Source organism: Allobranchiibius sp. GilTou38 (genome assembly GCF_017565325.1).
Lineage (GTDB): Bacteria > Actinomycetota > Actinomycetes > Actinomycetales > Dermatophilaceae > Allobranchiibius > Allobranchiibius huperziae.
The window spans coordinates 56,483-81,038 of record NZ_JAGEKN010000003.1 but is presented as its reverse complement, the minus strand read 5'-3'; the positions used below and the strand labels follow the sequence as shown (position 1 = coordinate 81,038).

Annotated in this window: 24 protein-coding genes and 2 tRNA genes; 19 read left to right on the top strand and 7 right to left on the bottom strand. The window is 68.3% G+C overall.

Features of this window, described 5'->3' with window-relative positions:
• Positions 1 to 154 precede the first annotated feature (154 nt).
• Positions 155 to 757 (top strand): TetR/AcrR family transcriptional regulator, encoded by a 603-nt coding sequence (locus JOB34_RS00900; RefSeq protein ID WP_347813678.1) that lies wholly within the window; start codon positions 155 to 157, stop codon positions 755 to 757.
• Between the two features lie 123 nt (positions 758 to 880).
• Here JOB34_RS00900 and JOB34_RS00895 read toward each other — a convergent pair whose 3' ends face one another.
• Both JOB34_RS00895 and JOB34_RS00890 read right to left on the bottom strand, forming a co-directional pair.
• Positions 881 to 1,318, bottom strand: coding sequence for a universal stress protein (locus JOB34_RS00895; RefSeq protein WP_208050954.1), 438 nt, complete (start codon positions 1,316 to 1,318; stop codon positions 881 to 883).
• Positions 1,319 to 1,364: 46 nt separating this feature from the next.
• Positions 1,365 to 2,024: a response regulator transcription factor gene (locus tag JOB34_RS00890; RefSeq protein ID WP_347813677.1), complete on the bottom strand. Its 660-nt coding sequence runs from the start codon at positions 2,022 to 2,024 to the stop codon at positions 1,365 to 1,367.
• Between the two features lie 93 nt (positions 2,025 to 2,117).
• Here JOB34_RS00890 and JOB34_RS00885 point away from each other — a divergent pair, with 93 nt between their 5' ends.
• Positions 2,118 to 2,399: a GlsB/YeaQ/YmgE family stress response membrane protein gene (locus tag JOB34_RS00885; RefSeq protein ID WP_179478419.1), complete on the top strand. Its 282-nt coding sequence runs from the start codon at positions 2,118 to 2,120 to the stop codon at positions 2,397 to 2,399.
• 89 nt (positions 2,400 to 2,488) lie between these two features.
• Here the strand turns inward: JOB34_RS00885 and JOB34_RS00880 are convergent, their stop codons facing one another.
• Both JOB34_RS00880 and JOB34_RS00875 read right to left on the bottom strand, forming a co-directional pair.
• Positions 2,489 to 2,764 carry an HU family DNA-binding protein gene (locus JOB34_RS00880; protein ID WP_179478420.1) on the bottom strand — a complete coding sequence of 92 codons (276 nt, stop codon included), beginning with the start codon at positions 2,762 to 2,764 and terminating at the stop codon, positions 2,489 to 2,491.
• 216 nt (positions 2,765 to 2,980) lie between these two features.
• Positions 2,981 to 3,445, bottom strand: coding sequence for a hypothetical protein (locus JOB34_RS00875; protein WP_208050953.1), 465 nt, complete (start codon positions 3,443 to 3,445; stop codon positions 2,981 to 2,983).
• Positions 3,446 to 3,576: 131 nt separating this feature from the next.
• Between JOB34_RS00875 and JOB34_RS00870 the strand changes: the two genes are divergently transcribed.
• Both JOB34_RS00870 and JOB34_RS00865 read left to right on the top strand, forming a co-directional pair.
• Positions 3,577 to 4,590: an ATP-binding cassette domain-containing protein gene (locus JOB34_RS00870; RefSeq protein WP_208050952.1), complete on the top strand. Its 1,014-nt coding sequence runs from the start codon at positions 3,577 to 3,579 to the stop codon at positions 4,588 to 4,590.
• Positions 4,590 to 5,429, top strand: a complete 840-nt coding sequence (locus tag JOB34_RS00865; protein ID WP_208050951.1) for an ABC transporter permease — start codon at positions 4,590 to 4,592, stop codon at positions 5,427 to 5,429. The genes JOB34_RS00870 and JOB34_RS00865 overlap by 1 nt, the downstream gene beginning before the upstream one ends.
• On the opposite strand, the gene JOB34_RS00860 is transcribed toward JOB34_RS00865, so the two are convergent.
• Positions 5,411 to 8,563, bottom strand: a complete 3,153-nt coding sequence (locus tag JOB34_RS00860) for a BTAD domain-containing putative transcriptional regulator (protein WP_208050950.1) — start codon at positions 8,561 to 8,563, stop codon at positions 5,411 to 5,413. The two genes, JOB34_RS00865 and JOB34_RS00860, sit on opposite strands and share 19 nt — an antisense overlap.
• Before the next feature lie 231 nt (positions 8,564 to 8,794).
• On the opposite strand from JOB34_RS00860, the gene JOB34_RS00855 reads away from it, so the two are divergent.
• The 5 genes from JOB34_RS00855 to JOB34_RS00835 all read left to right on the top strand — a co-directional run bounded on the left by JOB34_RS00855 (position 8,795) and on the right by JOB34_RS00835 (position 12,684).
• Positions 8,795 to 8,881, top strand: a tRNA-Ser gene (locus JOB34_RS00855).
• A gap of 120 nt (positions 8,882 to 9,001) precedes the next feature.
• Positions 9,002 to 9,943, top strand: coding sequence for an ATP-binding cassette domain-containing protein (locus JOB34_RS00850; protein WP_208050949.1), 942 nt, complete (start codon positions 9,002 to 9,004; stop codon positions 9,941 to 9,943).
• The gene (locus JOB34_RS00845; RefSeq protein ID WP_208050948.1) at positions 9,940 to 10,770 is read left to right on the top strand and encodes a hypothetical protein; all 831 of its coding nucleotides are present in this window, start codon (positions 9,940 to 9,942) and stop codon (positions 10,768 to 10,770) included. The genes JOB34_RS00850 and JOB34_RS00845 overlap by 4 nt, the downstream gene beginning before the upstream one ends.
• Positions 10,771 to 10,786: 16 nt before the next feature.
• On the top strand, positions 10,787 to 12,022 hold the full coding sequence (locus JOB34_RS00840; RefSeq protein WP_208050947.1) for a histidine kinase: 1,236 nt from the start codon (positions 10,787 to 10,789) through the stop codon (positions 12,020 to 12,022).
• Positions 12,019 to 12,684: a response regulator transcription factor gene (locus JOB34_RS00835; RefSeq protein ID WP_208050946.1), complete on the top strand. Its 666-nt coding sequence runs from the start codon at positions 12,019 to 12,021 to the stop codon at positions 12,682 to 12,684. The genes JOB34_RS00840 and JOB34_RS00835 overlap by 4 nt, the downstream gene beginning before the upstream one ends.
• Before the next feature lie 32 nt (positions 12,685 to 12,716).
• On the opposite strand, the gene JOB34_RS00830 is transcribed toward JOB34_RS00835, so the two are convergent.
• Positions 12,717 to 12,929 carry a TOBE domain-containing protein gene (locus tag JOB34_RS00830; RefSeq protein WP_179478437.1) on the bottom strand — a complete coding sequence of 71 codons (213 nt, stop codon included), beginning with the start codon at positions 12,927 to 12,929 and terminating at the stop codon, positions 12,717 to 12,719.
• A gap of 256 nt (positions 12,930 to 13,185) precedes the next feature.
• Here JOB34_RS00830 and JOB34_RS00825 point away from each other — a divergent pair, with 256 nt between their 5' ends.
• Positions 13,186 to 13,389, top strand: coding sequence for a cold-shock protein (locus JOB34_RS00825; RefSeq protein ID WP_179478439.1), 204 nt, complete (start codon positions 13,186 to 13,188; stop codon positions 13,387 to 13,389).
• A gap of 151 nt (positions 13,390 to 13,540) precedes the next feature.
• Here JOB34_RS00825 and JOB34_RS00820 read toward each other — a convergent pair whose 3' ends face one another.
• Positions 13,541 to 15,196, bottom strand: a complete 1,656-nt coding sequence (locus tag JOB34_RS00820; protein ID WP_208050945.1) for an LCP family protein — start codon at positions 15,194 to 15,196, stop codon at positions 13,541 to 13,543.
• A gap of 143 nt (positions 15,197 to 15,339) precedes the next feature.
• On the opposite strand from JOB34_RS00820, the gene JOB34_RS00815 reads away from it, so the two are divergent.
• The 9 genes from JOB34_RS00815 to JOB34_RS00775 all read left to right on the top strand — a co-directional run bounded on the left by JOB34_RS00815 (position 15,340) and on the right by JOB34_RS00775 (position 24,553).
• Positions 15,340 to 15,433, top strand: a tRNA-Ser gene (locus JOB34_RS00815).
• 448 nt (positions 15,434 to 15,881) lie between these two features.
• Positions 15,882 to 16,913 (top strand): alcohol dehydrogenase catalytic domain-containing protein, encoded by a 1,032-nt coding sequence (locus JOB34_RS00810; RefSeq protein ID WP_208050944.1) that lies wholly within the window; start codon positions 15,882 to 15,884, stop codon positions 16,911 to 16,913.
• Positions 16,913 to 17,617, top strand: a complete 705-nt coding sequence (locus JOB34_RS00805) for a DUF2291 family protein (protein ID WP_208050943.1) — start codon at positions 16,913 to 16,915, stop codon at positions 17,615 to 17,617. Before JOB34_RS00810 ends, JOB34_RS00805 begins: the two co-directional genes overlap by 1 nt.
• Positions 17,614 to 19,173, top strand: coding sequence for a sugar ABC transporter ATP-binding protein (locus tag JOB34_RS17975; RefSeq protein ID WP_208050942.1), 1,560 nt, complete (start codon positions 17,614 to 17,616; stop codon positions 19,171 to 19,173). The genes JOB34_RS00805 and JOB34_RS17975 overlap by 4 nt, the downstream gene beginning before the upstream one ends.
• Positions 19,174 to 19,198: 25 nt before the next feature.
• Entirely contained in the window at positions 19,199 to 20,350 is a 1,152-nt protein-coding gene (locus tag JOB34_RS00795) for an ABC transporter permease (protein ID WP_233764240.1), read from the top strand.
• A gap of 57 nt (positions 20,351 to 20,407) precedes the next feature.
• Complete coding sequence (locus JOB34_RS00790) at positions 20,408 to 21,442, top strand: D-ribose ABC transporter substrate-binding protein (protein WP_208050941.1); 1,035 nt, start codon at positions 20,408 to 20,410, stop codon at positions 21,440 to 21,442.
• A 69-nt stretch (positions 21,443 to 21,511) separates the two neighbouring features.
• On the top strand, positions 21,512 to 23,242 hold the full coding sequence (locus JOB34_RS00785) for a dihydroxyacetone kinase family protein (protein WP_208050940.1): 1,731 nt from the start codon (positions 21,512 to 21,514) through the stop codon (positions 23,240 to 23,242).
• Complete coding sequence (locus JOB34_RS00780) at positions 23,239 to 23,724, top strand: ribose-5-phosphate isomerase (RefSeq protein WP_208050939.1); 486 nt, start codon at positions 23,239 to 23,241, stop codon at positions 23,722 to 23,724. Before JOB34_RS00785 ends, JOB34_RS00780 begins: the two co-directional genes overlap by 4 nt.
• A gap of 40 nt (positions 23,725 to 23,764) precedes the next feature.
• Entirely contained in the window at positions 23,765 to 24,553 is a 789-nt protein-coding gene (locus tag JOB34_RS00775) for a triose-phosphate isomerase family protein (RefSeq protein WP_347813676.1), read from the top strand.
• Positions 24,554 to 24,556: the final 3 nt, after the last annotated feature.

Here is a 24,556-nt window from a genome sequence, read left to right as displayed (position 1 = left end):
CTGGAGGTGAGTCGTCAGGCGTGGGCGGGCATGTACTGGCCGTCGCGCATCGTGGACACTGCAGTTCTCACGAATGCTGCGGCTTAGCGGAACGTCGTTCCTCTAAGATAGCAGCCTATCCGGAATCATGTTCCTTTTACCGAGGAGATATCGCGTGCCTCGCACCACGGACGGGGACGGCGGGGAGCCGCGCCGCCAGCGCGCGGACGCCCGGTTGAACGTCGACGCGCTGGTGGAGGCGGCCAAGGCGGTCTTCGCCGAGTCGGGTGTCGACGCGCCGGTGCGGTCCATCGCCGAGCGGGCCGGCGTGGGTGTGGGAACGCTCTATCGCCACTTCCCGCTGCGTTCCGACCTCATCTCGGCGGTCTTCCGACGCGAGATGGACGCCTGCGTCGCGGCGGCCACCGACCTCGAGGCCGCGTACCCTCCCGGCGAAGCGTTGGACCGTTGGGTCATGCGCTACACCCAGTTCGTCGCCACCAAGCGTGGACTCGCGGGAGCTCTGCACTCGGGGGATCCCGCATACGAGCCGCTCGCGGAGTACTTCTCGACGCGCCTGGCTCCGACTCTCGAGCGTCTGCTCGACGCAGCGACCGAGTCCGGGGACATCAGCCAGCGTGTGGTCGCGGGGGAGTTCCTGGGCGCCGTGGCGAACCTGTGCCACGACGGCGGCCCGACCCCGAGCCGAGGTGGCGGACGCGCGGAGCGGATGGTGCGGCTGCTGCTCGCCGGACTTCGGTCGCAGGACGTCGGCTGATCACGACCGAGCGCAGATCTCCTACGTGCAGCGTCACTGAGGACAGATCTCTGGGGGATCATCGAGACACGAATACGCACGACCGTCGCGACGCAGTGTCGACGGGCGGCTGACGAGGGTGAGCTAGGGGACGACGGTGACCGGCCACTTGGCGTCGCGCACCAGGTGGACCGCGAGCGAGCCCACGAGACGGTGGCCGGCCTGGCTGGAGGCACCGACCACCACTGCATCGGCGCGGCGCTCGATGGCGACCGCCACGATCTCCTTGTAGGGATTGCCGTGCCGCTCGACCATCTCGAAGTCGAGGTCGTCGACGACCCCGGACTGGGCGATCTGGCGGCGCATGTCGGCGACCACTCCGGCCTGGGTCTCCCGCAGCAGCGGGATGGCGGCGGGTGCGGCGGCGGCGTACACGCCGAGGGTGTGCACGTAGACGGCGACGAGGGTGGCGTTCATCCGGCGGGCCATGCCGACGGCGTACGCGCCCGCATGCGTCGCCGACTCCGACCCGTCGACACCGACCACGATCACGACCTTGGGTGGAGCGCCGTCCTGCGTCATCTTCGGACGGTATCGAACCCGCACCGGATCGCGGGAGACCTACCGGTCACGGACCTCCACGCCAGTGATCGATCCGTCGATGGTCGGGTGAGAAGCCGTTGTCGACGCCCCACAGCACGGCCTGGGTGCGGCTGGACACATCGATCTTGCGATAGATCGCGCGGATGTAGGACTTGACGGTGTTGGGGCTGAGGAAGGTGCGTGAGGACACCTCCGCGTTGCTGTGGCCCTGGGTGATCAGGGCCAGGATCTCCGACTCGCGCTCGGTGAGCCCCTCTTCGCGGCCGGGCCAGTCCAGCCCGGTCACCGGGCGGGCGCGGCCCGGCGGATTGCTGACGACGATCTCGCCCGCGTGCACCGCCTCGATGGCCGCGATGAACTCCCGGGCGGGAAGCGCCTTGGACAGGTAGCCGTGCACACCCTGCCGCTGCGCGCTCTCGACCAGCTCGGGGTGGAAGTTCCAGGTGTAGACGATCACCTTGCGCGCGCAGGGGCTGCGGATGAGAACCCCGATCTCCTCGCGGTCGGACTCCGGCTGAGCGAACGCGTCGTAGAGCACGACATCGACGGTGTCCTTCAGTGGTTGGTTGGTATCGATCTCGGCGATGATCACCCGGTCGCGGTACTGGTCGATGATCTTCGCGACGCCGAGCAGGACGACGTCGTAGTCGTCCACCAGGGCGACGGTGATGGGGGCTTGGGGCACTCCTCCACGTTAAACCTCCCTAGGGGTGTGTTGCAGCAGCCCTAGGGGTGAAAATCTCTAGCAGTACACAGTTCCTCTATCGGAAGGCTCGCCATGTTGGGTCTCATCATCACCATCGTCGTCGTCGGACTGATCGCGGGCGCGATCGCCCGCCTCATCGTCCCGGGCAAGCAGGACATCTCCATCCTCATGACCATCGTGCTCGGCATCGTCGGCTCGTTCATCGGCGGATTCCTCGGCTACGTGATCTTCCACAAGGACGCCGGAGGCGGCTTCCTGCAGCCGTCCGGCATCATCGGATCGATCATCGGCGCCGTCATCGCGCTCCTGATCTGGACTCGCGTCGGCAACCGCCGCAGCTCGGTTCGTGCCTGACACCAGGACACGTGCCTGCCATCCGGGGGAGGCAACGAAAGGCCCCTCACCATCACTGGTGAGGGGCCTTTTGCAGGTGTGTGGAGCGGTCAGCCCTTCGCGGCGGCCTTCAGCTTGCTGCCGGCGGTGACCTTCGCCGCGTGCGACGCGGGGATCTGGATCTCGGCGCCGGTCTGCGGGTTACGTCCGGTGCGAGCCGCACGCTCGACGCGCTCGACGGTCAGCAGACCGGGCAGCTGCACCTTCTCGCCGCGGCCGATGGCCTCGAGGATGACGTCGTTCAGGCCGGTGATCACCGAGGTGGCGTCCTTGACGCTGACGCCGGTGCGCTGCGCAATGGTGCTCGCAAGGTCAGTGCGGTTCATGGAAGTCCTGTTCTGTTCGTTCGCTTGAAGAGGGATCGGATCCGGCGCTGGCCGGATCCGCCCGCCGGCGCGTGACCGGCGGAGCTGACGGTACTGATGGTGCACGGCATACCCACAATTCAGCGGTATTCCGCGGCACGCGATCGTTCTTCACCGTAGACGCCTGCGGCCCGGTGTCAAAAGCCCACACCGCCGGGCGCGTCGGAAAACGCGTCCTCAGTCCAGTTTCGACTCGCCGCTGTCGGTGTCGGCGTCGACCGGGTGCGCCTCGGCGGTCTCGGCCGCGGCGCGCGCGGCATTGGGCTCCGACGACACCGGCGGTGCGTCGACCGTGTCCGCGTCGACCGGTACGCCGCCCGGAGCGTCGGCCGAGGCGCCTTCGGCGATGGTCCCCTGCACGACGGGCCCCTCCTTCTTGCCGGTGGCTGCGTGCAGCGCGGCGGTGGCGGCGTTCTTGACGGCCTGCCCCGCACCCGCGGCGGCTGCCTGGCCGGCCGCGGCGGCCACCTCGGGACCGCGCTCGCGGATCTGCTCGCTCGCCTTGGTCACCTGCTCCTGCACCGCCGGGTGCTCCCAGGCCTTGGCCGCCTGCAGTTTGATCTGCTCGTAGCGGCGCTCGCCCGCCTTGGCGCCGAAGACGTACCCGGCGCCGAATCCGACGAGAAACGACAGCTTGCCCATGTCTGGTCTCCTAGCGTGTGTTGTCGCGCTCGACCCTACCGGCGGCGTACCGGTCAGCTTGCGCTCGTTCGTGACACCGGGTGAAAGCGCCGTGACACCGGCGTGAAACCGGATGGCCGCACGGTGTCCCCATGACCACACAGATCACCCACCTTTCCACCGCGCCGACCGGCCCGCTCGCCGTCGAAGCGACCGGTCTGGTCAAACAGTTCGGCGCGGCTCGCGCGGTCGACGGCATCGACCTGCAGGTGCGGCCGGGTGAGATCTACGGCGTACTCGGACCCAACGGTGCCGGCAAGACGACCATGCTGAAGATGCTCGCCACGCTGCTGCCCATCGATGCCGGTACGGCGCGCATCCTCGGGCACGACGTGCAGGCCTCACCGCACATCATCCGGCAGCTGATCGGCGTCACCGGGCAGTACGCCTCGGTGGACGAGAACCTCACGGCTGCAGAGAATCTGCGGCTGTTCGGCCGGCTGCAGGGACTCTCGCTGCGGGACGCACGGGCGCGGGCCGCCCGACTGCTCGAGCAGTTCGGGTTGTCGGAGGCGGCCGACCGGCAGATCGCGCAGTTCTCCGGCGGCATGCGCCGTCGGCTCGACCTGGCGGCGAGCCTCATCACCAGCCCGCCGGTCATCTTCCTCGACGAACCGACCACCGGTCTGGATCCGCGCACCCGCGGCCAGATGTGGGAGACGATCCGTGGCCTGGTGGCCGACGGGTGCACCGTCCTGCTCACCACCCAGTACCTGGACGAGGCCGACCAGCTGGCCGACCGCATCGCCGTCATCGACCACGGTCGGATGGTCGCCGAAGGCACCCCGGACCAGCTCAAGGCGAAGGTCGGCGGATCCAGCCTGCAGCTCGGCGTCCGCGACGTCGGCCAGGTCGCCGAGGCGGCCCGGATCGCCGAGCGCCTCATCGGCGACACCGCCGTACGCACCCCTGACCGCGCCGGCTTCACGATCCCGCTCGCCGACGCCGACCGCGCCGGTGGGGTGCTGATCGCGCTGCGCGAGGCCGGCATCGCCGTCGAGTCGCTCTCGGTGCAGAAGCCGACCCTCGACGAGGTCTTCCTCGCGCTCACCGGCGAGGACACCCAGCACGACTCATCCCGTTCCACCGACCAGGGAGTTGCCTGATGACCACCGCACAGCTCGAAACCTCAACGACGGCAACACCACTCGCAACGAAAGTCGTGCAGCCGCGTCCGCACGTCGGCACCCGCGCGACGGTTGAGCAGACCTTCAGCATGGCGTGGCGAGCCCTGATGAAGATGCGCCGCAACCCCGAGCAACTCGTCGACGTGATGGTGCTGCCGATCGTCTTCACGGTGATGTTCACCTACGTGTTCGGCGGCGCCGTCTCCGGCAGCGTCGGGCGCTATCTGCCGCTGATCATCCCCGGCATCCTGGCGCAGACCGTCCTCACCGCCTGCGTGGCGACCGGCACCCAGCTGCGCGAGGACATGGACAAGGGAGTCTTCGACCGCTTCCGGTCCTTGCCGATCGCGCGAATCGCACCGCTCGCCGGCCCGATGGTGGCCGACCTGGTGCGCTACCTGATCGCCTCCACGCTCACCGTGCTGGTCGGTCTGGTCATGGGCTACCGGCCCGGCGGCGGCGTCTTCGGGGTGCTCGCCGCGGTCCTGCTGCTGGTCATCACGGGATGGTCGATGGCCTGGGTCTTCACCTGGGTCGGCACCGTGATGAAGTCCGCACAGAGCGTGCAGGGCACCTCGATGATGATCATGTTCCCGCTGACGTTCCTGTCCAACGCCTTCGTGCCGGCCGGGTCCATGCCCGGGTGGCTGCGCGCGTTCGTCGACGTCAACCCGGTCTCGCACGTGGTCACCGCGGCGCGCGATCTGATGAACGACGGCAGCGTCACCCCCGAGGTCGGCTGGGCCCTGCTCGGCTGCGCCGCCGTCATCGCGATCTTCGCGCCGTTGTCGGTGCGGTCCTACCGCCGCAAGCTCTGAGAATCCCGCAGATCCCGCACCGTCTCCCGCAGTTGCTCGAACCGTGCGGCGGGGTCGGCGCCGATGCCAGGTCGTGCCCGGTCGATGAGACCGGGCGCGACCTGCTGCACGTCGTGAACCGCGCGGTCCCAGTCCATCGAGGGATAGACCTGGTTGTAACCGGAGGCATGCGCGAGCACCATCAGCCGGGCGCCGCCGTTCGCGGCGTCCGGCTCGTACGTCACGGCCCAGCGACCGACCGCGAACGCCAGGGCTCCGGCTGAGGGGTGGTCCAGGTCGGCCAGCGTCCCGGCGAGGGCGTCGTGCAGCGCTGCGAGCGCCTCGGCGTACGCCGTGCAGCTGAGGACACCGGCTCTGCCGGGTCCGTCGGCCAGCATGATGCTGTGCAGGTACGCCGCACGGCCGAAGAGCAGCCATGGTGCCGTTCGGTCGAAGGACGCGATCAACGGCATCGTCACCCGCTGCATGAGGGTCCACCCATCCGCGTGCAGGCCTGCGCCCCGCTGCGAGTCACCCTCCGCCAGCGCCAGTTCGGCTCGCAACGGGTCGAGTGAACTCCACCCGGGCAGCGCGCTGTTGGTGTCGTCCTCCTCGAGGTACCGCAGCTGCGCCCGGGCTGCGGGCAGATCGCCGGCATCGATGTCGCCGAAGGCGATGATCATCCGCTGCTGCGCGGCGTCCTCGATCGCGTGCAACCGTGCGAGGACGTCGACCGCTTTCTCCGCCTCGCGCGCCGCTTCGATCCGGCGGCCGCCCTGTACCAGCAGCCCGGCCCGCTCGGCGCGCAGCGCGTGCGACTGCCAGGGCCCGTCCTCGTCGGCGCTGTTGGCCAGGGCCAGGTCCACGGCATGCAGTGCCGAGTCCAGGTCACCGGCATTCTCCGCGATGTGCATCCACCACCGTGCCGCGAGCCCCGCCACGTGCCGGTCCGGCGACGTCGACATCGCGATGAGCCGGTCCACGGCGACGGTGGAGTCGCGGTCGGCGATCTGGGCGAGCACGGCCGAGGTCTGCACCAGCGCGGAGGTGCGCGGGTCCGAGCCGTGGCCGAGCAGGTCCAGCGCGTCGCGCAGATTCTCTTCGGCGGCGCCCCGGAACAGGCTGTGGAACATGGCGGCCCACGCGAGGATGCCGCGCGCGGCATCGGCCTCCTGTGGCCTGATCGGGTGTTGCATGATCACCTGTGCGGCACTGTCGCACGCATCGATGGCCCGCAGGAAGTTGCCGCTCACCTGCCAGAGGGTGACCAGGGTCGCGCCGATCACGGCGGTCGCCTCGGCGTCCTCGGCCGCGATGGCCCTGTCCAGCTCGACGGCCAGATTCCCCTCATCGCGGCTCAGCGCGTCGATGGTCTCGATCTGATCCGGGCCGAAGAACCGGGCGGCAGCGGTCCCGCTGACGTGCAGGGCCCATCCGCGCAGGGCCTGCCGCACCTGCTCGCTACGGTCGGTGCGGGCAAGCGCGTCGCGGCCGAACTCGCGCACCGTCTCCAACATCCGGTAGCGCACAGTCTCGTCCTCGACCACCGTGAGCAACGACTGCGAGACCAGGCTCTCGACGTGGATGAATGCCGTTGCACCCACGACCCATTCGGCGCCTTCGAGGTCGAACCCGTCGTGGAACGCCGACAATGCGGTCAGGGCGTCGCGGTCGTCGGCGTCGAGCAAATTCCAGGACCAGTCGATGACGGCCTGCAGGGTCTGATGGCGCTCGGGCACACCACGAGTGGCGCCTCGCAGGAGCGCGAAGCGCTGGTCGAGGCGCTGCGCGATGGCGGAGACCGACATCGCACGCACCCGGGCCGCGGCAAGCTCGATCGCGAGCGGCAGCCCGTCGAGCCGGTCGACGAGCGGCCCCACGTCCTCGTCACGCAGCTCGACGCCGGGTCGGGCCGCCTGCGCCCGGTCGCGGAACAGCGTCGCGGCGTCGTCGTGGCTCAGCTGGGGGAGTGCGTAGACCCGCTCCGCGCGGATGCCGAGCGCCGTCCGCGAGGTGGTGAGGACGGTCAGCGCCTGCACCTGGGTGATCAGCGCCGCTACGAGGTCGGCGACGGCGTCCACCACCTGCTCGCAGTTGTCCAGGATGAGCAGGGTCGGCGCCGACCCGAGGCGGTCCACCAACCGCGTCCGCAGGTCCGCAGGTCGCGAGCGCGCCGGCCTGTTCGTCGTACTCTCCCGGACCCCGATAGCGCTGGCCAGGGTGGGCAGAACGCCGTCACCGGAGACGACTCCGGCGAGTTCGACGAAGTGCACCGCGGGCTGTGCGGCCCCCCGCCCGATGACATGTGCCAACCGGGTCTTGCCGAGGCCACCCGGCCCGAGGATGGTCACGACCCGGGTGGTGCGGGTCAGTTCGCGCACCGCGGTCACGTCGGCGGCGCGACCGATGAGATCGGTCTCGTCGTAGCGCACTCCCGTGCGCTCGGGATCCTCCAGGGCGAGCAGCTCGGCGTGCAGCGCCCGCAGGCGCTCGCCCGGCGTGGTGCCGAGCTGGTCGGCCAGCGTTCGCCGGTACGCGTCGTACCCGGCCAGCGCCTCGGCGGTGCCTGCCGTCTCGGACACACTGCGCAGATAGGCCTCCAGCAAGGGTTCGGCGGGAGTCGGGCCGGCGATCAGCGGCCGGAGGATCGGTACGGCGCGTGCGTGATCACCCAGCCGGCTGGCCGCCTCACCGAGCACCGCGCGGGTCGAGTCGATGTCGTCGCGGGCGCCCTGACGCAGATCTCCCAGCGCGCCGGGTTCGGCGCCGCCGACGGGCGTGGCGAGGACCTCCTCGGCAGTGCTGCGGGCCGCCGTCCAGTCCTGGGCGGCGGCAGCGCGGCGCGCGGAGCGGACCGAGTGCTGCAGGCGCCACGCATCGACCCGGTCGACCTCCAGGCCGCAGCGATAGCGCGTGCCGAGGAGCTCGACCACCTCGGGCGCGGTCTGCTTACGGGTGCGGGAGACGATGACCTGCAACGCCTTTCGCGGATCGGCCGGCGGATCCTCCGGCCAGATGAGCTCAGCGAGCCGGTGCGTGCCGACGCCCTCACTGCCGGCCGCGACCAGGGCGGCCAGCAGGGTGCGGACCCGGTCGCCCGCGATGTCCTGCCCACCCCAGGCGACCGCGTCGAGCAGCCGGAGCGTGAGGGTCACCTCGCCAGCATAGAAGCGGGTGCCCGCCCGTCGGAGTGACTGGTCGCGCGGGGGGCTGAGTGGCGCGCGCGACGTACGTCGGCGTGCCCACCACGTGGAGGTTCTGCGTCCATGGCCAGGGCTGCAGCACTGGCCACCGACGCAAACCGACCACCTGGTCGGTCACGCGGGCCATCCATCGACGACCGGCGAGCGCCACTACGATGGCGGCAGCTCGGCGTACGCCGGCCTGGAGGGCTCGCATAGTGGCCTAGTGCGGCGGTCTTGAAAACCGCTATGTCGGCAACGGCATCGTGGGTTCGAATCCCACGCCCTCCGCAGCCCGGCGGCATCCACCCGAGGGATGAGTCGCCCCCTCGAAAGACCGTCCTGACGGGCGACGCGCGCCGACGCTGGCCCACCTAGCGTCATACCCATGAAGCGGATGAGTGGCGTGCAGTGATCGAGGTACGGAACCTGAGCAAGCAGTACGGCGACAAGACGGCGGTCGACGACCTGACCTTCACCGTGCGCCCCGGCATCGTGACCGGTTTCCTCGGCCCGAACGGTGCGGGCAAGTCCACGACCATGCGGATGATCATCGGACTGGACGCGCCGACGACGGGTTCGGTGCGGGTCAACGGCAAGCCGTTCGCGCAGCACGCCCGGCCCCTGCACGAGGTGGGCGCGCTGCTGGAGGCCCGCTCGATCCACCCGGGCCGGTCCGCGCGCAACCACCTGCTGGCGATCGGCGCCACCGCGGGCATCGGTCGGTCCCGCGTCGACGAGGTCCTCGATCTGGTCGGGCTGAGCGACGTGGCGACCCGCCGGGCGGGATCGTTCTCACTGGGGATGGGTCAGCGCCTCGGAGTCGCCACGGCCCTGCTGGCCGATCCACGCACTCTGATCCTGGACGAACCGGTCAACGGTCTGGATCCGGACGGGGTGCGGTGGATCCGCACCCTGCTCAAACAGCTCGCCGCCGAAGGCCGCACCGTCTTCCTGTCCTCCCACCTGATGAGCGAGATGGCCCTGACGGCGGACCATGTGATCGTCGTGGGTCGAGGCAGGCTGTTGCGCGACCAGTCGATGGCCGACTTCATCGCCGACGCCTCCGTCGCATCGGTGCGGGTGCGCAGCCCCCAATCGACAGTGCTGGCAGGCCTGTTGGCTTCGGACGGCGTCACCGTGCGCGACGTCGCGCGGGACACCCTCGAGGTCGAGGGCCTGTCCACCGACCGGATCGGCACCATCGCCGCGGAGGCGTCCCTGACCCTGTTCGAGCTGGCGAGTCGGGACGCGTCGCTGGAGGACGCATACATGGCGCTCACCGAGGACTCGGTCGCCTTCCGCTCGCGCACCTCCCCTCAGCACGACGACGAAACGGTGGACGCAGCATGAGCAGCCCCGCGATCGACACAGACCGCCCCGCATCCGACGAGACCACATCGATCCGCAGTGAACCGGTCTCGTTGCCACGGGTCGTGAGGTCGGAGTTCATCAAGTTCCGGTCGCTGCGGTCGTCCTGGGCGGTCCTCGGCGGCGCCGTGCTCGGTATGCTGGTGGTGGCCCTCATCGTCGGATACAACACCCGCCACCTCACGAAGAACCTGCAACCGGACGATGTCGTGGCCTCCTCGCCGCTGCAGGGGTACTACCTCGGCCAGTTGCTCATCGGCGCCCTCGGCGTGCTCTTCGTCTCCGGGGAGTTCTCCACCGGCATGATCGCCTCGACGATGGCCGCCGTACCCAAGCGCCTGCCGGTCCTGTGGGCCAAGCTGCTGGTCTTCACCTCGATCGTCCTGGTGTCAATGACGACCGCCTCGGTGATCGCCTTCCTGCTCGGGGAGGGCGTGATCGGTCATTTCCGAGCGTCGTACGGACTCGGCGATCCGACCGCGCTGCGGGTGGCACTCGGCACGGGTGTCTACCTCACCCTGGTCGGCGTGATCGGCGGTGCCCTCGGGTGGATCGTGCGCAGCACCCCGGGCGCGCTCGTCGCCTACTTCGCGACCGTCCTGGTGGTGCCGGTGCTCTTCAACTCGGTCCTCGGCACCTGGGGGAAGGACGTGGGCAAGTACCTCCCGAGCACGGCCGGTGCGAGCTTCGTCTCCAGTCTGCGGGAGCCCCAGACGCTCACGCCCTGGGTCGGCCTCGTCGTGCTGGGTGTCTGGGCCGTGGTCGCCGTAGCCGTAGCGGCCGCGCAGCTGAGGCGCCGCGACGCGTGATGCCACACTCGGTGCCATGACTCCGGCGTCCGCGACGGTGCCACCGGCAGCCCCGGTGGCGCGGCCGACGCGGACCCCGGACGCCCGGCGGTCCGGGTTCGGACGTCTACCGCAGGCGCTGCGTACACCCCAGGTGATGGACGTGGGCATCGCGGTCGCGGTCGGTGCCGCCACGGTGCTGATGGACACCCAGGGGCCGGATGCCCGGGTGTCCGCGGCGGTGTGGTGGGACCTCGCCCTCGCCGCGCCACTGATCGTCCGCCGTCGCTACCCGACGGTGTGCCTGGCGCTGGTCTCGGTGCTGTGTTTCGGACAGTGGCTGCAGGACGTACGCGCCTCGGGGCCGCTGGCGTTCCTCATCGCGCTCTACACCTTCAGCAGCAGCGAGGTACGCCGCGCGACGATGGCCGCCGCCGTGGTCGTCGCCGGGCTGGGCGTCGCCTTGGTCATGATCCGTTGGGCGCCCTCGAGCCAGCGCCCGCTGCACACCCTGATGTTCACCGCGGTGGTCGCCGCGGCCTGGATCGCAGGTGTCTACGCACGAACCCGGCGGGCCTACCTTCGCGCCACCCTCGAGCGGGCGGAGACCGCCGAGCGCGACCGGGACCGGCAGGCCCAGATCGCCATCGCAGCGGACCGCGCACAGATGGCGCGCGAGATGCACGACGTCATCGCGCACAGCCTGTCGGTGATGATCACCCTCAACGACGCCGCCGCGGCCGTCGCGTCGCCGGAGGCGATGCGCACGACGGTCGTGCAGGCATCCGACGTCGGCCGTCAGGCGCTCAGCGAGATGCACCGCATGCTGCGCGTCCTGCGCGAGGATGCCCAGGCCGATCTCTTTCCCCAACCCGGCCTGGCGCAGCTGGGGGATCTGGTCGCGATGGTGCGCGACGCCGGCCTCGACGTGCGGCTCAGCATCACCGGCGACGTCCGCGTGCTGCCTGCGACCGCCCAGCTGGCGGCGTACCGCATCGTGCAGGAGAGTCTGACGAACGTGCTCAAGCACGCCCGGTCGGTGCAGCATGTCGACGTGGCACTCACCGTGGGGGAGGACGAACTGCGCGTGCAGATCGAGGACGACGGGGCCCGTATCGATGAACACGGCCGCGGGCGGATGGGCCACGGGCTGCAGGGGATGTCGGAGCGGGCGGCGCTCTTCGGCGGTACGGCGGTGGCAGGCCCGAGCGCCCCGCGAGGCTGGACGGTGCGCGCCGTACTGCACACCGACCCGATGGCGGACCCGCAGTGACGATCCGGGTGTTCCTCGTCGACGACCAGCCGTTGCTGCGGCAGGGGTTCTCGATGATCCTCGGGGCGCAGGACGACATGGAGGTCGTGGGGGAGGCGAGCGACGGTGCCCAGGCGCTGGTGGACATCGGACGGGCCGCGCCCGATGTGGTCCTGATGGACGTGCGCATGCCCGGGATGAACGGCATCGACGCCACCCGGGCGATCGCGACGAACTGGCCGGACGTGCGGGTCATCATCCTGACCACGTTCGACCTGGACGAGTACGCCTTCGAGGGGCTGCGGGCCGGTGCGAGCGGATTCCTGCTCAAGAACGCACAGACCGACGAGTTCGTGCGCGCCGTGCGCGCGGTGTCCAGGGGCGATGCCGTGATCGCGCCCAGTACGACGCGCCGCCTGCTGCAGAGCTATGCCGGCGCGTTCACCGCGTTGCGGCCCTCGCGGGTGCAGGACGACGCCATCGCCGAACTGACGGCACGCGAGCGTGACGTGTTCGACCAGGTCGCCGCGGGCCTGTCCAACGGGGAGATATCCACCCGTCTCACCCTGTCCGAGGCGACCGTGAAGACGCACGTCGCGCGGATCCTGCGCAAACTCGGTCTGCGGGATCGCGTGCAGGTCGTCATCTACGCCTACGAGTCCGGGCTCGCCCGGCCCCGGTGACCGTCCCGCCACCGCCGGATGATCGGCGTCGCTCATTCGACGCCGATCATCACCTCGGTGGACTTCACTAGGGCGATGGCCTTGCTCCCGACCGTCAGTCCGAGCTCCTCCACGGCCTCCTTGGTGATGCTGGCGGTGACCTGCTGACCGCCGCCGTCGAGCCGAAGTTTGACGGTCGCCATCACGGCGCCGACGGTGACCTCGGTGACCGTGCCGGCAAGCTGATTACGGGTGGACAGGCGCATGGTTCATCTCCCTGAGTTGACGCGGGTGATCGCGCTACAGGATCCCACCGAAGAGGGGTGGGACAGGCACCCCGATCCGTGCTAGCGTCAGTCGTGGTTGCAGTTGGAGTTTCTCGCAGGACGATGGAGTGCCCGCAGCAGGTAGGCGGGCATTTTGCATGTGGGCCACGGTTCATGACTTGTGGGTTCGGCCGAGGCAGCCGGAGCTTTGCATCCGCGAAGCTCCACGCCGGAAATAGATAGAGAGTTACCCCGAATGGCACAGGGCACCGTCAAGTGGTTCAACGCTGAAAAGGGCTTCGGCTTCATTGCGCAGGACGGTGGGGGCCCGGACGTTTTCGTCCACTACTCCGCCATCCAGACCAATGGATACAAGAGCCTCGACGAGGCGCAGCGCGTCGAGTTCGAGATCACCCAGGGCGACAAGGGCCCGCAGGCGACCAACGTCGTCGCGGTCTGATCTTTCGACAGACTTAAGGAGTCCGCGGCTCGCCGCATTAACTCCTGCCAAGCACCCCGCTACCGAACGGTGGCGGGGTGTTTTGTCATGTCAGCCGGTGCAGGGTGGCCCGCTCGGCCCGAAACCTTCGGAGTGCCGGGCCGAGCCTGCGTCAGCAGGAGCTCGCGGTGTCCGAGATGGGGTTGGCCGGCGCGGTCGACGACGGAGTCGACGTGCCGGGCGCCGTGGGCGAGGTGGAGGTCGTCGCCGACTTCGGCTTCTTGGTGGTGTGCGGACGGTCGATGGCGGCCTTGATCAGCGCCCGGATCTTCGCGAAGTCGGGGTTGCCGCTCGCGATGGTCGGGTAGCTCAGGTTGACGCTGCGCATGTCGCCCTTCTTCATGCGGTTGACCAGCGTCGCGAACGCGTCCAGGTGGTCCTGGGGGATGTCCATCGTGATGCTCTGACGAGCAACGCTCATCACGTCGGTGAACTTGGTGATCATGGTGAACGGGTTCGCCTGGTTGATCAGGCTGTTGACCATGCACCGCTGGCGGCGCGTGCGGTCGTCGTCGCTGTTCTCCACGCGGCTGCGGGAGTACCACAGCGCCTGGTAGCCGTTCAGCTTGCGATAGCCGCCGGGCACTCGACCGGTGATGCTGCCCGGCACGATCTCGCCGTTGACGATGCGTCCGCCGATGGCGATGCCGCCGGCCGGCACGTTGACGTAGACGCCCCCCATCGCGTCGACCAGCTTCTGGAAACCGGCCAGGTCGATCACAACGGTGTAGTCGATCGGCATGCCGACGATGTCGCTGACCACCTCGCGAGTGGTGTCCAGGCCGGGGTTCTTCTCGTCCTTGGGGAACAGGGTCGGATAGTTGGTGCCAGCCTCGGTCCACAGTGCGTCCATCAGGCATTCGTGGCCGGTGCCGCGGTTGGGGCAGTAGAAGCCGTTGGGGTAGATCTTGTGCAACGGGTTGCTGGTCGGGATCGGTACGTGCTCCAGGTTGCGCGGGATGCTGACCAGCGTCGTATCGCCGGTGTGGGTGTCGATGCTCGCCACCATGATCGAGTCGGTGCGGACGCCCGTGCGGTCCGCGCCCGCGTCCGAGCCCAGGAACAGCATGTTGACGCGGGGGACCGACTTCCACGGGTCCGAGCCCGCCACCGGGGCGTGCTGTACGGCGTCGCGTCCCTTGTACCGGGGGACGAAGACATGGCCGAGGGTGCCCTTGGTGACCCACACGTAGTTGGTGGCGACGGCAGCGGGCACAGCGATCACCATGCAGAGCACGGCGGTGAAGAGCCGGTGCATCCACTTGGTCTGGTTCGGCCACCGACGGCCGGAGGTCTCGGCGTACGTCGCGAGGATGCCCCCCAGCCAGATCAACCCGCCGACGACGCACACGAACAGCATGAAGAGCAAGCCACGGGTGGACAGCAGCCGCGCCGCGCCGTGCATGATGCCGCCGCGGGTCAGCAGCCAGGCGAGCACCACGAAGAGGATCACGGAGAAGCCGAGCAGTATGGCGCCGAGCTTGCGCCTGCGGGTGAGGGTCAGGCCCAGCCCCGGCACGATCGCGCTCATCGTGGTCAGTAGCAGCGCGCGGCGCAGCTCGTGCGCGCGCGTCTCACGAACCGCGGAGCGCGACCTCAGATGCGCGCGTGGGCCCGTGGCGGTGGCCCCGGCCAGGCGGCCGCGCCGCGAACCGGCGTCGTCCTCGGCCTCGGAGGAGCCCACCGCATCGTCGGTCGTCGACGGACGCGACGCGCGCGGAAGCTGCGCCCGGCGGTGAGGCGCACCGGGTTCGCCGCGTTCAGTCATGTCTGCTCTCGTAAGTTGTGTCGAAAATCAACCAAGCCCACCACATCATCCATCACCTGTGCACATCGCAGGTGCCGGAATAGCAGATCAGCATCGGTTTGGCCCTTCGCTGTCGCGCCGGTAACCTTGCCGTCGCTTGCATTGGAGGCGTCGCCTAGTCAGGTCTATGGCGCCCGCCTGCTAAGCGGGTTTGGGGCTACAACCCCATCGAGGGTTCAAATCCCTCCGCCTCCGCCACAAGGAATCACGTCGGACCCCCATCGAGCCGCGGCTCGGTGGGGGTTTCGCGCATCCCTCGACATCGTGGACATCTTCCCTGCCGAATGAAGCAGTGTCGCGCCCGCTTGCTGTGTGCTAGCTGTGTGAAGAATGAGGCCGTGAGAGCGCGTCCGCCGCCCCGGTGACGGTGCCCCGAATGACGGGTCGCACCAGGTCGGCCAGCCGGGTCAGATCGCTCTATCGCCAATGATGGCAGGGTTTACCCGGCGGCACACGTGAGCTCCAGCGCGGCGTTACGCGACCGTGACCATCGTGGTGGCGGGATCTGTTGACAGGCTGCTGTGACCCAGATTACTTTAAACATCACCCGAAAGCAGCACAAGATCACACAATTCTCACACGAACGTGGGTAGCGACCCGTCGGACGCGGACGGCGGGCCGGACGTCGATACAAGGAGAGCCAGGCATGCGTGCAGTCGTTTTCGCCAGTGAGGGCACGTTGGTCCTCGAAGATCGGCCCGAGCCCAAGCCCGGCTTCAAGGAGGTGCTCATCGAGACCGCCGCGGTGGGTATCTGCGGTACCGACGCCCACGTCTTCGACGGCGAGTTCGAGGGGACCGTCTTCCCGCTGGTCCCGGGCCACGAGGCCACCGGAACCGTGGTGGCGCTCGGCGAGGGATGCGACACCAGCATCAACAAGCTCGCGGTCGGCGACCACGTCGCTATCAACCCGAGCACGGTCTGCGGCGAGTGCGAGTTCTGTCTCAACGGCAAGAACAACCTGTGCCGGTCCTGGAACGGCCTCGGCGTGGTGGCCTCGGACGGCGCGTCGCAGGAGCGGTTCGTGGCGCCGCTCGCCAACGTCTTCAAGCTCAAGCCCGACACCGACCTGCATCTTGCCGCTCTGATCGAGCCGTTGGCGTGCTCGATCCGCGGGTGGGACCAGCTGCCGCGTCGGATGGGCGACCACGTGCTGGTCTACGGCGCCGGCACCATGGGCCTGCTCATGGCGCAGCTCGCGCCCTACGCCGGTGCCGCTTCGGTCACCGTGGTCGACGTCAACGAAGGGCGCCTGCAGGTCGCTGCGGACGTCGGCATCCAGCACCGGCACACCAACGCCGACGACGCGGATCGCGACCTGTGGGACGTGGTGATCGACTGCACCGGCAACGTCAAGGCCATCGAGGACGGTCTCAAGCGGCTGAAGCCCGGCGCGTCGTTCCAGCACTTCGGCGTGGCCGCGACCGACGCGGTCGCCCAGTACGCGCCGTTCCGGGTCTACCGCGACGAACTGTCGATCGGCGGATCGATGGCGGTCCTGAACTCCTTCGGTCGCGCGGTGGAGATGTTCGAGGCCGGCGCCATCAAGGCCGCGCCGATGGTCAGCCACTCCTTCAGCCTCGACGACTACTCCGACGCGCTCACGATGTTCCGCGCCGGCACCGGCCGCAAGCTGCAGATCCGGCCCAACGACAGCGAGTCGAAGGTGCTCCTCTGATGAGCACCGCCACCGGCGTCGCGCCCACGCAGGGCGGTGGTCGCGGCGTGCGGCGAGGGCCGGGTGCGCTGGCGCTCAGGCGTTTCGCGCCGCCGGCCGTGCTCGTCGTGGTCCTGGTGCTGATGCTCACCGTCGGCACCACCTACGCGGGCGGTAAGACCGCGAGCGCGGGCGCCAACGGCGGAGTGGTCGCCTTCAGTCCTGCGGAGTGGGCCCAGAAGAACTTCCCAGCCGTGCAGAAGTACATCTCGACGCATGCCATCGCGGCGTCGACTCTGGTGGCCGATCTGAAGAAGGACCCGACCGGCGCGAAGGTCGGCATCACTCCCAACGGAGCGATCGGTCCGGAGATCCCCGTGAAGTTCACCGGCGTCGTCAAGAGCAACACCGGTGGCGGCATTTACAACATCGCGGTTTCGGGCGTACCGACGACACAGGTCATCCATCTCGTCACAGGACCCGCGATCTTGAGCACGGATCTGCGCGATGTGTCTGGCCAGTACACCCAGAACACGCCGGGAATCAACAACCAGACCGATTTCCTGAACGCCGCGCTGGCGTTGAACAACGTGATGAAGGCACAGGTTCTCGCCAAGGCCGGCGTCTCCGACCTCACGGGTAAGACCGTGACGGTCGAGGGTGCCTTCGGATTGATCAACCCGGCCCTGTGGACCATCACCCCCTCGAAGCTGACGGTGTCGTGAGCGACAACCCGGGCGCCAGTGAACAGCCGGACAAGCCTGCCGGTCAGGACAGCGTCGTCGTGCGAGCACGGGACATCGTCAAGAGCTACGGCGGTACGCAGGCTCTCAAAGGTGTCAATTTCGACATTCATCGTGGCACCGTCACGACACTGTTCGGCGAGAACGGCGCCGGGAAGTCGACACTGATGAAGATCTTGTCGGGCGTGGAGAAACCGACGTCCGGCACCATCGAGTTGTACGGGAGAGACGTCGCGTTCTCCTCGACGGTCGAGGCTCGGGATCTGGGGATCTCGATCATCCACCAGGAATTGAGCCTGGCGCCGAACCTGAGCGTGCGCGACAACATCTTCATGGGTCGTGAGATCCGATCCGCGACCGGAATCGATTACGCGGAAGAGACGCGCCAGGCCGCAGCGCTGTTGCGAGAACTGGAAGAGGACATCGACCCGTCCGTCCTCGTGTCGTCCCTGCGACTGGGTCAGCAGCAGATCGTCGAGATCGCCCGAGCGCTCTCGGTCGATGCGCGGATCCTGATCATGGACGAGCCGACGTCAGCGCTCAGCGCAACCGAGGTCGAAGTGCTCTTCAAGGTCATTCATGACCTGACCGCCCGCGGGGTGTCCATCGTCTACATCTCCCATCATCTGGAAGAAGCGCTCCAGATCACCGATTTCGCGGTCGTGCTCCGCGATGGGTCGATCACAGCCACCGGATCGGCCGCGGAGATCGACCTGAGATGGATCGTGCGCAACATGGTGGGGGAGCACTTCGACCTCGGGTCGCCGCCGGAGGGCTACACGTTCGGAGCCGTCGCTCTTGCCATCGAGAACGTCACGGTCGACGATCCGCAGAATCCGGGTCGCGCCTTGGTGGACAACCTGTCGCTGACGATCCACGAGGGCGAGATCGTGTGCATCTACGGCCTCATGGGGGCCGGCAGGACCGAGCTCCTGGAAGCGGTGGCAGGCAAGGAGCCCATCGTCGACGGGCGGGTCGTGTTGAAGGGCCGCGATATCGCGGATCTGTCGATCGCCGAGCGAATATCGGCCGGCCTCGGTCTCGTACCGGAGGATCGCCAACGCGATGGTCTGGTGCAGACGATGACCGTCGGTCGAAATCTCTCCCTCGCCAGCCTCAGGTCGTTCGCGAAGAACCTGCTCATGTCCCGATCCGGTGAGGCCAGCCTGGTGTCCGCCGGTATTCGTGCGGTACATGTCAAGACCTCGGGGGGAGGGGCGATGATCGGATCGCTCTCCGGCGGGAATCAGCAGAAAGTCGTCATCGGAAAGATGCTGGCGACCGAGCCTGAGGTGATCCTGCTCGATGAGCCCAGCCGCGGAATCGACATCGGTGCGAAGGCAGAAGTCTTCAAGCTGCTCGCGGAGCGTGCTCGATCCGGCCTGGGAGTGATCTATTCGACCTCCGAGGTCAATGAATGCCTGAGTATTCCGCATCGGATCATCGTGATGCGCAGGGGCAGGATAGTCAGTGAATTCGGACCTGACATCAACAAAGAAGCGATCATGGCCGCCGCCGGCGAGACCGTGGTCGCCTGATATCACAGGGAATGGGAAGAATCTCATGAGTGCTCCCACGACCGACAAGATCGGGTCGGACAGGAAGGCTCCATCGTTCATGCCGAAAGACCTCAGCGTCGGCAAGGTCCTCCTCGAGGGGCGTGCGTTCCTCGCATTGATCGTGATCATCGTGGTTTTCGCGTCGTTGTCAGGGAATTACTTCACCACCGGCAACCTCATCACCATGTCATCGCACGTCGCGATCTATGCGCTCCTTGCGATCGGCCAGTTGCTCGTTGTCCTCAACGGTGGAATCGACTTATCCGTCGGGTCGACGCTCGGTCTGTCCGGAATGGTGGCCGGATACATGATGCAGGGGGTGAAGATACCGGGCACATCGACGACGGCATTCCCATCGGTCTGGGTGGTCGTGATCGTGTGCTGCCTGGTGGGCGCTCTGGTCGGCCTCATCAATGGCGTGCTGGTCGGCCGACTGAAGGTCGCGGCCTTCGTCGCCACCTTGGGGACGTTGTACGTCGTCCGCGGATTCGCCGAGCTGATGACGAACGGCCAGCCGTACAACAACCTGTCGGGCGACCCGTCACTCGGCAACACGGGGTTCAACTGGTTGGGGTTCAACGACATCCTCGGCATCCCGGTCGGAGTCTGGGTGATGGTGGTCGTGGCCCTCGTCATCTCTCTCACCCTCAGTCGAGCAGTCTTCGGTCGATGGCTGTACGCATCCGGCGGCAACGAGCGGGCCGCGGAGCTGTCGGGAGTGCCGGTGCGCCGGGTGAAGACGTCGGTGTACGTCATCTCCGGTGTCTGCGCGGCCATCTCCGGACTCGTTCTGTCGTCGGAGTTGACGGCAGCGAGCCCCGTGAACGGCACATCGTATGAATTGACGGCCATTGCTGCCGTTGTCATCGGCGGGGCGTCCCTGATGGGCGGCCGCGGCAACATCAGGGGCACGCTCCTGGGCGCATTCGTCATCGGCTTCCTGTCCGACGGATTGACGATCGTCGGCGTATCCGCCTACTGGCAGACGGTCTTCACAGGCGCGGTCATCGTCCTGGCGGTTCTCCTGAACGGAATCGAGTACCGCTCTCGGCGACCGAGGAAGACGCAGTCACCACGCGAACCCAAGGCCCCGACGGGTGCAGGGCTCTCGGGCACCGAGTCCCTGGGCGGCACCGTCGGCTCACCGCAGACGTAGTGCTCACCTGAAAGTCCTGATGTGCCCTCTGATGTAACCGATGAAAGGAAATCTCGCATGTCCCAGAAGAAGATCGGGGTTCTTGCGACCGGAGCGATCGTCGCATTGACGATCGCAGGTTGCGGCTCCAGCAGTTCTGCCGCCACGTCGAGCGGCAAGGGGTCAGCAAGCTCGGCCTCTTCGGGGTCCTCGTCGTCGGCGACGGGTTCGACCAAGAAGGGCGGCCTGATATCCATCATCGTGAACGACCCGTCGAACCCGTTCTGGCTGACTGAGGGGAACGTGGCGAAAGCTGAGGCCGTCAAGCTCGGCTACACCGCGAACGTGTCGGCGTCGAAGGGGGACCTGAACACCGAGAGCAATCTGGTCGACACGGCGATCGCCAACAAGTCCAGGGCCCTGATCCTCGATCCTGCGAACGCGACCGGTTCGGTCGGCAATGTCAAGAAGGCCGAGGCGGCAGGGATCCCGGTCTTCCTGGTGAACGCCGAGATCGACACGCCCGGCGTTGCCAAAGCGCAGTTGATCTCCAACAACGCCCAAGGTGCGGCGCTCGGCGCACAACAATGGGTGAAGGACGTGGGGCAGAAGGGCAATTATGTCGAGTTGTACGGTCTGCCCACCGACAACAACGCGGCTATCCGGTCCGATGGGTACGCGGCTGTGCTCGGTCAGTACCCGGGGCTCAAGAAGGTGGCCCAGCAGACGGCGAACTGGATCCGCACCCAGGGTCACGACAAGATGCAATCGATGCTGCAGGCGCACCCGAACATCATCGGCGTCATCTCTGGTAACGATGAGATGGCCCTCGGCGCGATCGCGGCGCTCAAGGAAGCAGGCAAGCTCAACTCCATCAAGGTGGGTGGATTCGACGGTTCACCCGATGCCGTCGCTGCGATCAAGAGCGGGGAATTGCAGTACACCGTCTTGCAGCCGGTGGCGACCTTCGCTCAGAAGGCTGTCGAGGAAGCGGACGAATACCTGAAGACCGGCAAAACCGGTTCTGCCGTCGAGAAGCAGTCGTTCAACTGCATTCTGATCACGAAGGCGAATGTCAGCAAGATGACCGGGCCATTCACTTATACCCCGTGACGATGGTCGTCAGGTGCCGGGACCGACGGTCTCGCGGTTCCGGCACCTGCTGAGCAGAAAGGACCAGGTATGAGTTATCTCCTGAACGACCCCAGCTCGTTCGCCGATGAGATGGTCGACGGCTTCGTGCTCGCCAACCACGAGTTGGTACGCCGCGTCGACGGCGGGGTCGCGCGCGCCACGGCCACCCCGCAGGGCCAGGTGGCGGTCGTCATCGGCGGCGGATCCGGGCACTACCCGGCATTCGCGGGGCTGGTCGGCCCGGGCCTGGCGCACGCGGCCGCACTGGGCAACGTGTTCGCCTCACCGTCGGCGCAGCAGGCCTGTTCGGTGGCCAAGTCCGTCGCCACCGGGGCCGGAGTGCTCTTTACCTACGGCAACTACGCAGGCGACGTCCTCAACTTCGACCAGGCACAGGAACGGCTGATCGCCGAGGGGATCCCGTGCCGAACGGTGGTGGTCACCGACGACATCTCCAGCGCCTCGGACGCCGAGCGGGACAAGCGCCGGGGGGTCGCGGGAGACCTGGTGGTGTTCCGCGCCGCGGCGTGGGCCGCCGAGCAGGGCCGCACCCTGGACGAGGTGCACGACCTGGCCCGTGAGACCAACGACCGCACCCGCACCCTCGGAGTCGCGTTCTCCGGGTGCACCCTGCCCGGAGCAGATGCGCCCCTCTTCTCCGTCCCGCAGGGTCGGATGGCCGTGGGGATGGGCATTCACGGCGAGCCCGGGATCGATGAGGCCGCCCTGCCGACAGCCGACGAACTGGCCCACCTGCTGGTCAGCCGGGTTCTCGAGGCCGCCGGGCGCCACGACGAGACCCGGGTAGCAGTCATCCTCAACGGCCTGGGCTCGGTCAAGACCGAGGAGCTCTTCGTCACCTACCGCACCGTGGCCGCGGACCTGGAGGGCGCCGGTCTCACGATCGTCGCGCCCGAGGTGGGTGAGATGGTCACCAGCTTCGAGATGGCGGGAGTGTCCCTGACCGTCACGTGGCTCACCGACGACATCGAGGCGGCCTGGACCTCGCCCGCCGCGGCGCCCGCGTACCGGCGCGGAAGCGTGGACGCCGCCGGGCAGGCGGCCCGACTGCCCGACGAGACGGGTGCGAGCGAACGCGGCTACCCGGCGGCCAGCGAGGAGTCCCGGCGCGTGGCGCGCCGGGCCGCGGCTGCACTGCACGCCGTCCGGGCCACGGTCGAGGAGCATGTCGAAGAGCTGGGCAGGCTCGACGCGGTCGCCGGCGACGGCGACCACGGGATCGGCATGCAAAGGGGTGCGCGGGCCGCCGTCGATGCGATCGACGCGACTCTCGGCTTCGGAGCCGGCGCGCAGTCCGCGCTGGAAGCGGCCGGCGATGCGTGGGCCGACAAGGCGGGCGGCACCTCCGGCGCGTTGTGGGGGGTGGCGCTGCGCACGCTCGCGGCACGGCTCGGCAACCAGGAGCGACCGGACGCCGACGTCATCGCCTCCGGAGTGCAGGACGCCGCCGATGCACTCGGGCGCTTCGGCAAGGCCGAGCGCGGCGACAAGACGATGCTGGACTCCCTCTTCCCCTTCGCCGAGGCGTTGCGCAGAAACGCCGATGCCGGCCGGTCGTTGCCCGAGAGCTGGTCGGCCGCGGCCGCGGTGTGCACGGACGCGGCGGCCGCCACCGCAGACCTGGTGCCGAAGATCGGCCGGGCCCGACCGCACGCAGAGAAGAGCGTGGGGACACCGGACCCGGGCGCGTTCTCGCTCGCCCTCGCAGTGACAGCGATCGCTGACACGCTCACCTCCACGAAAGCCGAGACACCATGAGTCCCAAGCTGCGGATCGTCGTCGGCTCCGACGACGCGGGGTTCCAGTACAAGGAGGCCCTCAAGGCCGACTTCGAGGCCAGCTCGGATGTGGCGTCGGTGCAGGACGTGGGCGTCGACGCCGAGAGCCACACGCCGTACCCGACCGTCGCGATCGCCGCTGCGGAGCTGATCCGCACAGGGCAGGCCGACCGCGCTCTGCTGGTCTGCGGCACCGGCCTCGGGGTCGCGATCTCGGCCAACAAGGTGCCAGGCGTCCGCGCCGTCACCGCCCACGACAGCCTGTCCGTCGAGCGCTCCGTGCTCAGCAACAACGCACAGGTGCTGACCTTCGGCCAGCGGGTCGTCGGTCTGGAGCTGGCGCGGCGGCTGGCGCGCGAGTGGTTGACCTACGAGTTCGACGACGCCTCGTCCTCGGCCGAGAAGGTCGCCGTGCTCGACCGCTACGAGAGCAGCACCGCTCACCCCGAGGAACGGGCATGAGACGGTTCGCTGCACGCGCGCGGCTGATCCCGCGCCTGCAGTGAGCGGTGGCCCGCGTCCGCCCCTCGTCGGTGTCAGTCTCAAGATGTATTTCGGTCCCGCCCGGGCCGTCGAATGGGCGCAGGACGTGGTGCGGCTCGCGGCCGAGCACGACAGCACGAGCTCCGGCACGGTGGATCTGTTCGTACTGCCCTCCATGGCCGTCGTCCCCGCCGTGCTCGACATCGCGACCGGCACCCGAGTGCAGGTCGGCGCCCAGGACCTGTTCTGGGAGGACCGCGGCGCGTTCACCGGCGGCATCAGCGGCGCGGACCTGCGCGATATCGGCTGCACCCTGGTCGAGGTGGGGCACGTCGAACGGCGTCGGTTCTTCGGCGAGGACGACGCCACGATCGCGCGCAAGTTCGCGGCCGCGGTGCGCAACCGGCTGACGCCGGTCCTGTGCCTGGGGGAACGAGAGCCCGGTGCGACCGACGACGCGGTGGCCGACTGCATCCGGCAGCTGACCAACGCGCTCGCCGACCTGCCGGACGATGCGCGCGCGGACGTCGTCCTGGCGTACGAGCCCGAATGGGCCATCGGGCGGGCCGAGCCGGCCGATGCCCAGCACATCGGCGAGGTGACACGCGCGCTGCGCGAGTACGTACGCGGGCATCCGGTGGTCGCCGGGTCGCGCGTCATCTACGGCGGCAGCGCGGCACCGGGGCTGTGGACCCTCATCCACGATTCCGTAGATGGGCTGTTCCTGGGTCGTTTCGCGCACGACGTCACCGCGCTGCGAGCCATCCTGGACGAGATCACCGCGATAGAGTCCGGTGTTCTGTCCTGACCG

What these genes read in the sequence shown, in the direction of transcription:
- JOB34_RS00895 (WP_208050954.1), bottom strand. Translation starts at nt 1,318, where the DNA reads ATGACGCAGGACGGCGCTCCACCCAAGGTCGTGATCGTGGTCGGTGTC.
- JOB34_RS00885 (WP_179478419.1), top strand. Translation starts at nt 2,118, where the DNA reads ATGTTGGGTCTCATCATCACCATCGTCGTCGTCGGACTGATCGCGGGC.
- JOB34_RS00880 (WP_179478420.1), bottom strand. Translation starts at nt 2,764, where the DNA reads ATGAACCGCACTGACCTTGCGAGCACCATTGCGCAGCGCACCGGCGTC.
- JOB34_RS00875 (WP_208050953.1), bottom strand. Translation starts at nt 3,445, where the DNA reads ATGGGCAAGCTGTCGTTTCTCGTCGGATTCGGCGCCGGGTACGTCTTC.
- JOB34_RS00870 (WP_208050952.1), top strand. Translation starts at nt 3,577, where the DNA reads ATGACCACACAGATCACCCACCTTTCCACCGCGCCGACCGGCCCGCTC.
- JOB34_RS00865 (WP_208050951.1), top strand. Translation starts at nt 4,590, where the DNA reads ATGACCACCGCACAGCTCGAAACCTCAACGACGGCAACACCACTCGCA.
- JOB34_RS00845 (WP_208050948.1), top strand. Translation starts at nt 9,940, where the DNA reads ATGAGCAGCCCCGCGATCGACACAGACCGCCCCGCATCCGACGAGACC.
- JOB34_RS00840 (WP_208050947.1), top strand. Translation starts at nt 10,787, where the DNA reads ATGACTCCGGCGTCCGCGACGGTGCCACCGGCAGCCCCGGTGGCGCGG.
- JOB34_RS00830 (WP_179478437.1), bottom strand. Translation starts at nt 12,929, where the DNA reads ATGCGCCTGTCCACCCGTAATCAGCTTGCCGGCACGGTCACCGAGGTC.
- JOB34_RS00825 (WP_179478439.1), top strand. Translation starts at nt 13,186, where the DNA reads ATGGCACAGGGCACCGTCAAGTGGTTCAACGCTGAAAAGGGCTTCGGC.
- JOB34_RS00820 (WP_208050945.1), bottom strand. Translation starts at nt 15,196, where the DNA reads ATGACTGAACGCGGCGAACCCGGTGCGCCTCACCGCCGGGCGCAGCTT.
- JOB34_RS00810 (WP_208050944.1), top strand. Translation starts at nt 15,882, where the DNA reads ATGCGTGCAGTCGTTTTCGCCAGTGAGGGCACGTTGGTCCTCGAAGAT.
- JOB34_RS00805 (WP_208050943.1), top strand. Translation starts at nt 16,913, where the DNA reads ATGAGCACCGCCACCGGCGTCGCGCCCACGCAGGGCGGTGGTCGCGGC.
- JOB34_RS00795 (WP_233764240.1), top strand. Translation starts at nt 19,199, where the DNA reads ATGAGTGCTCCCACGACCGACAAGATCGGGTCGGACAGGAAGGCTCCA.
- JOB34_RS00790 (WP_208050941.1), top strand. Translation starts at nt 20,408, where the DNA reads ATGTCCCAGAAGAAGATCGGGGTTCTTGCGACCGGAGCGATCGTCGCA.
- JOB34_RS00785 (WP_208050940.1), top strand. Translation starts at nt 21,512, where the DNA reads ATGAGTTATCTCCTGAACGACCCCAGCTCGTTCGCCGATGAGATGGTC.
- JOB34_RS00780 (WP_208050939.1), top strand. Translation starts at nt 23,239, where the DNA reads ATGAGTCCCAAGCTGCGGATCGTCGTCGGCTCCGACGACGCGGGGTTC.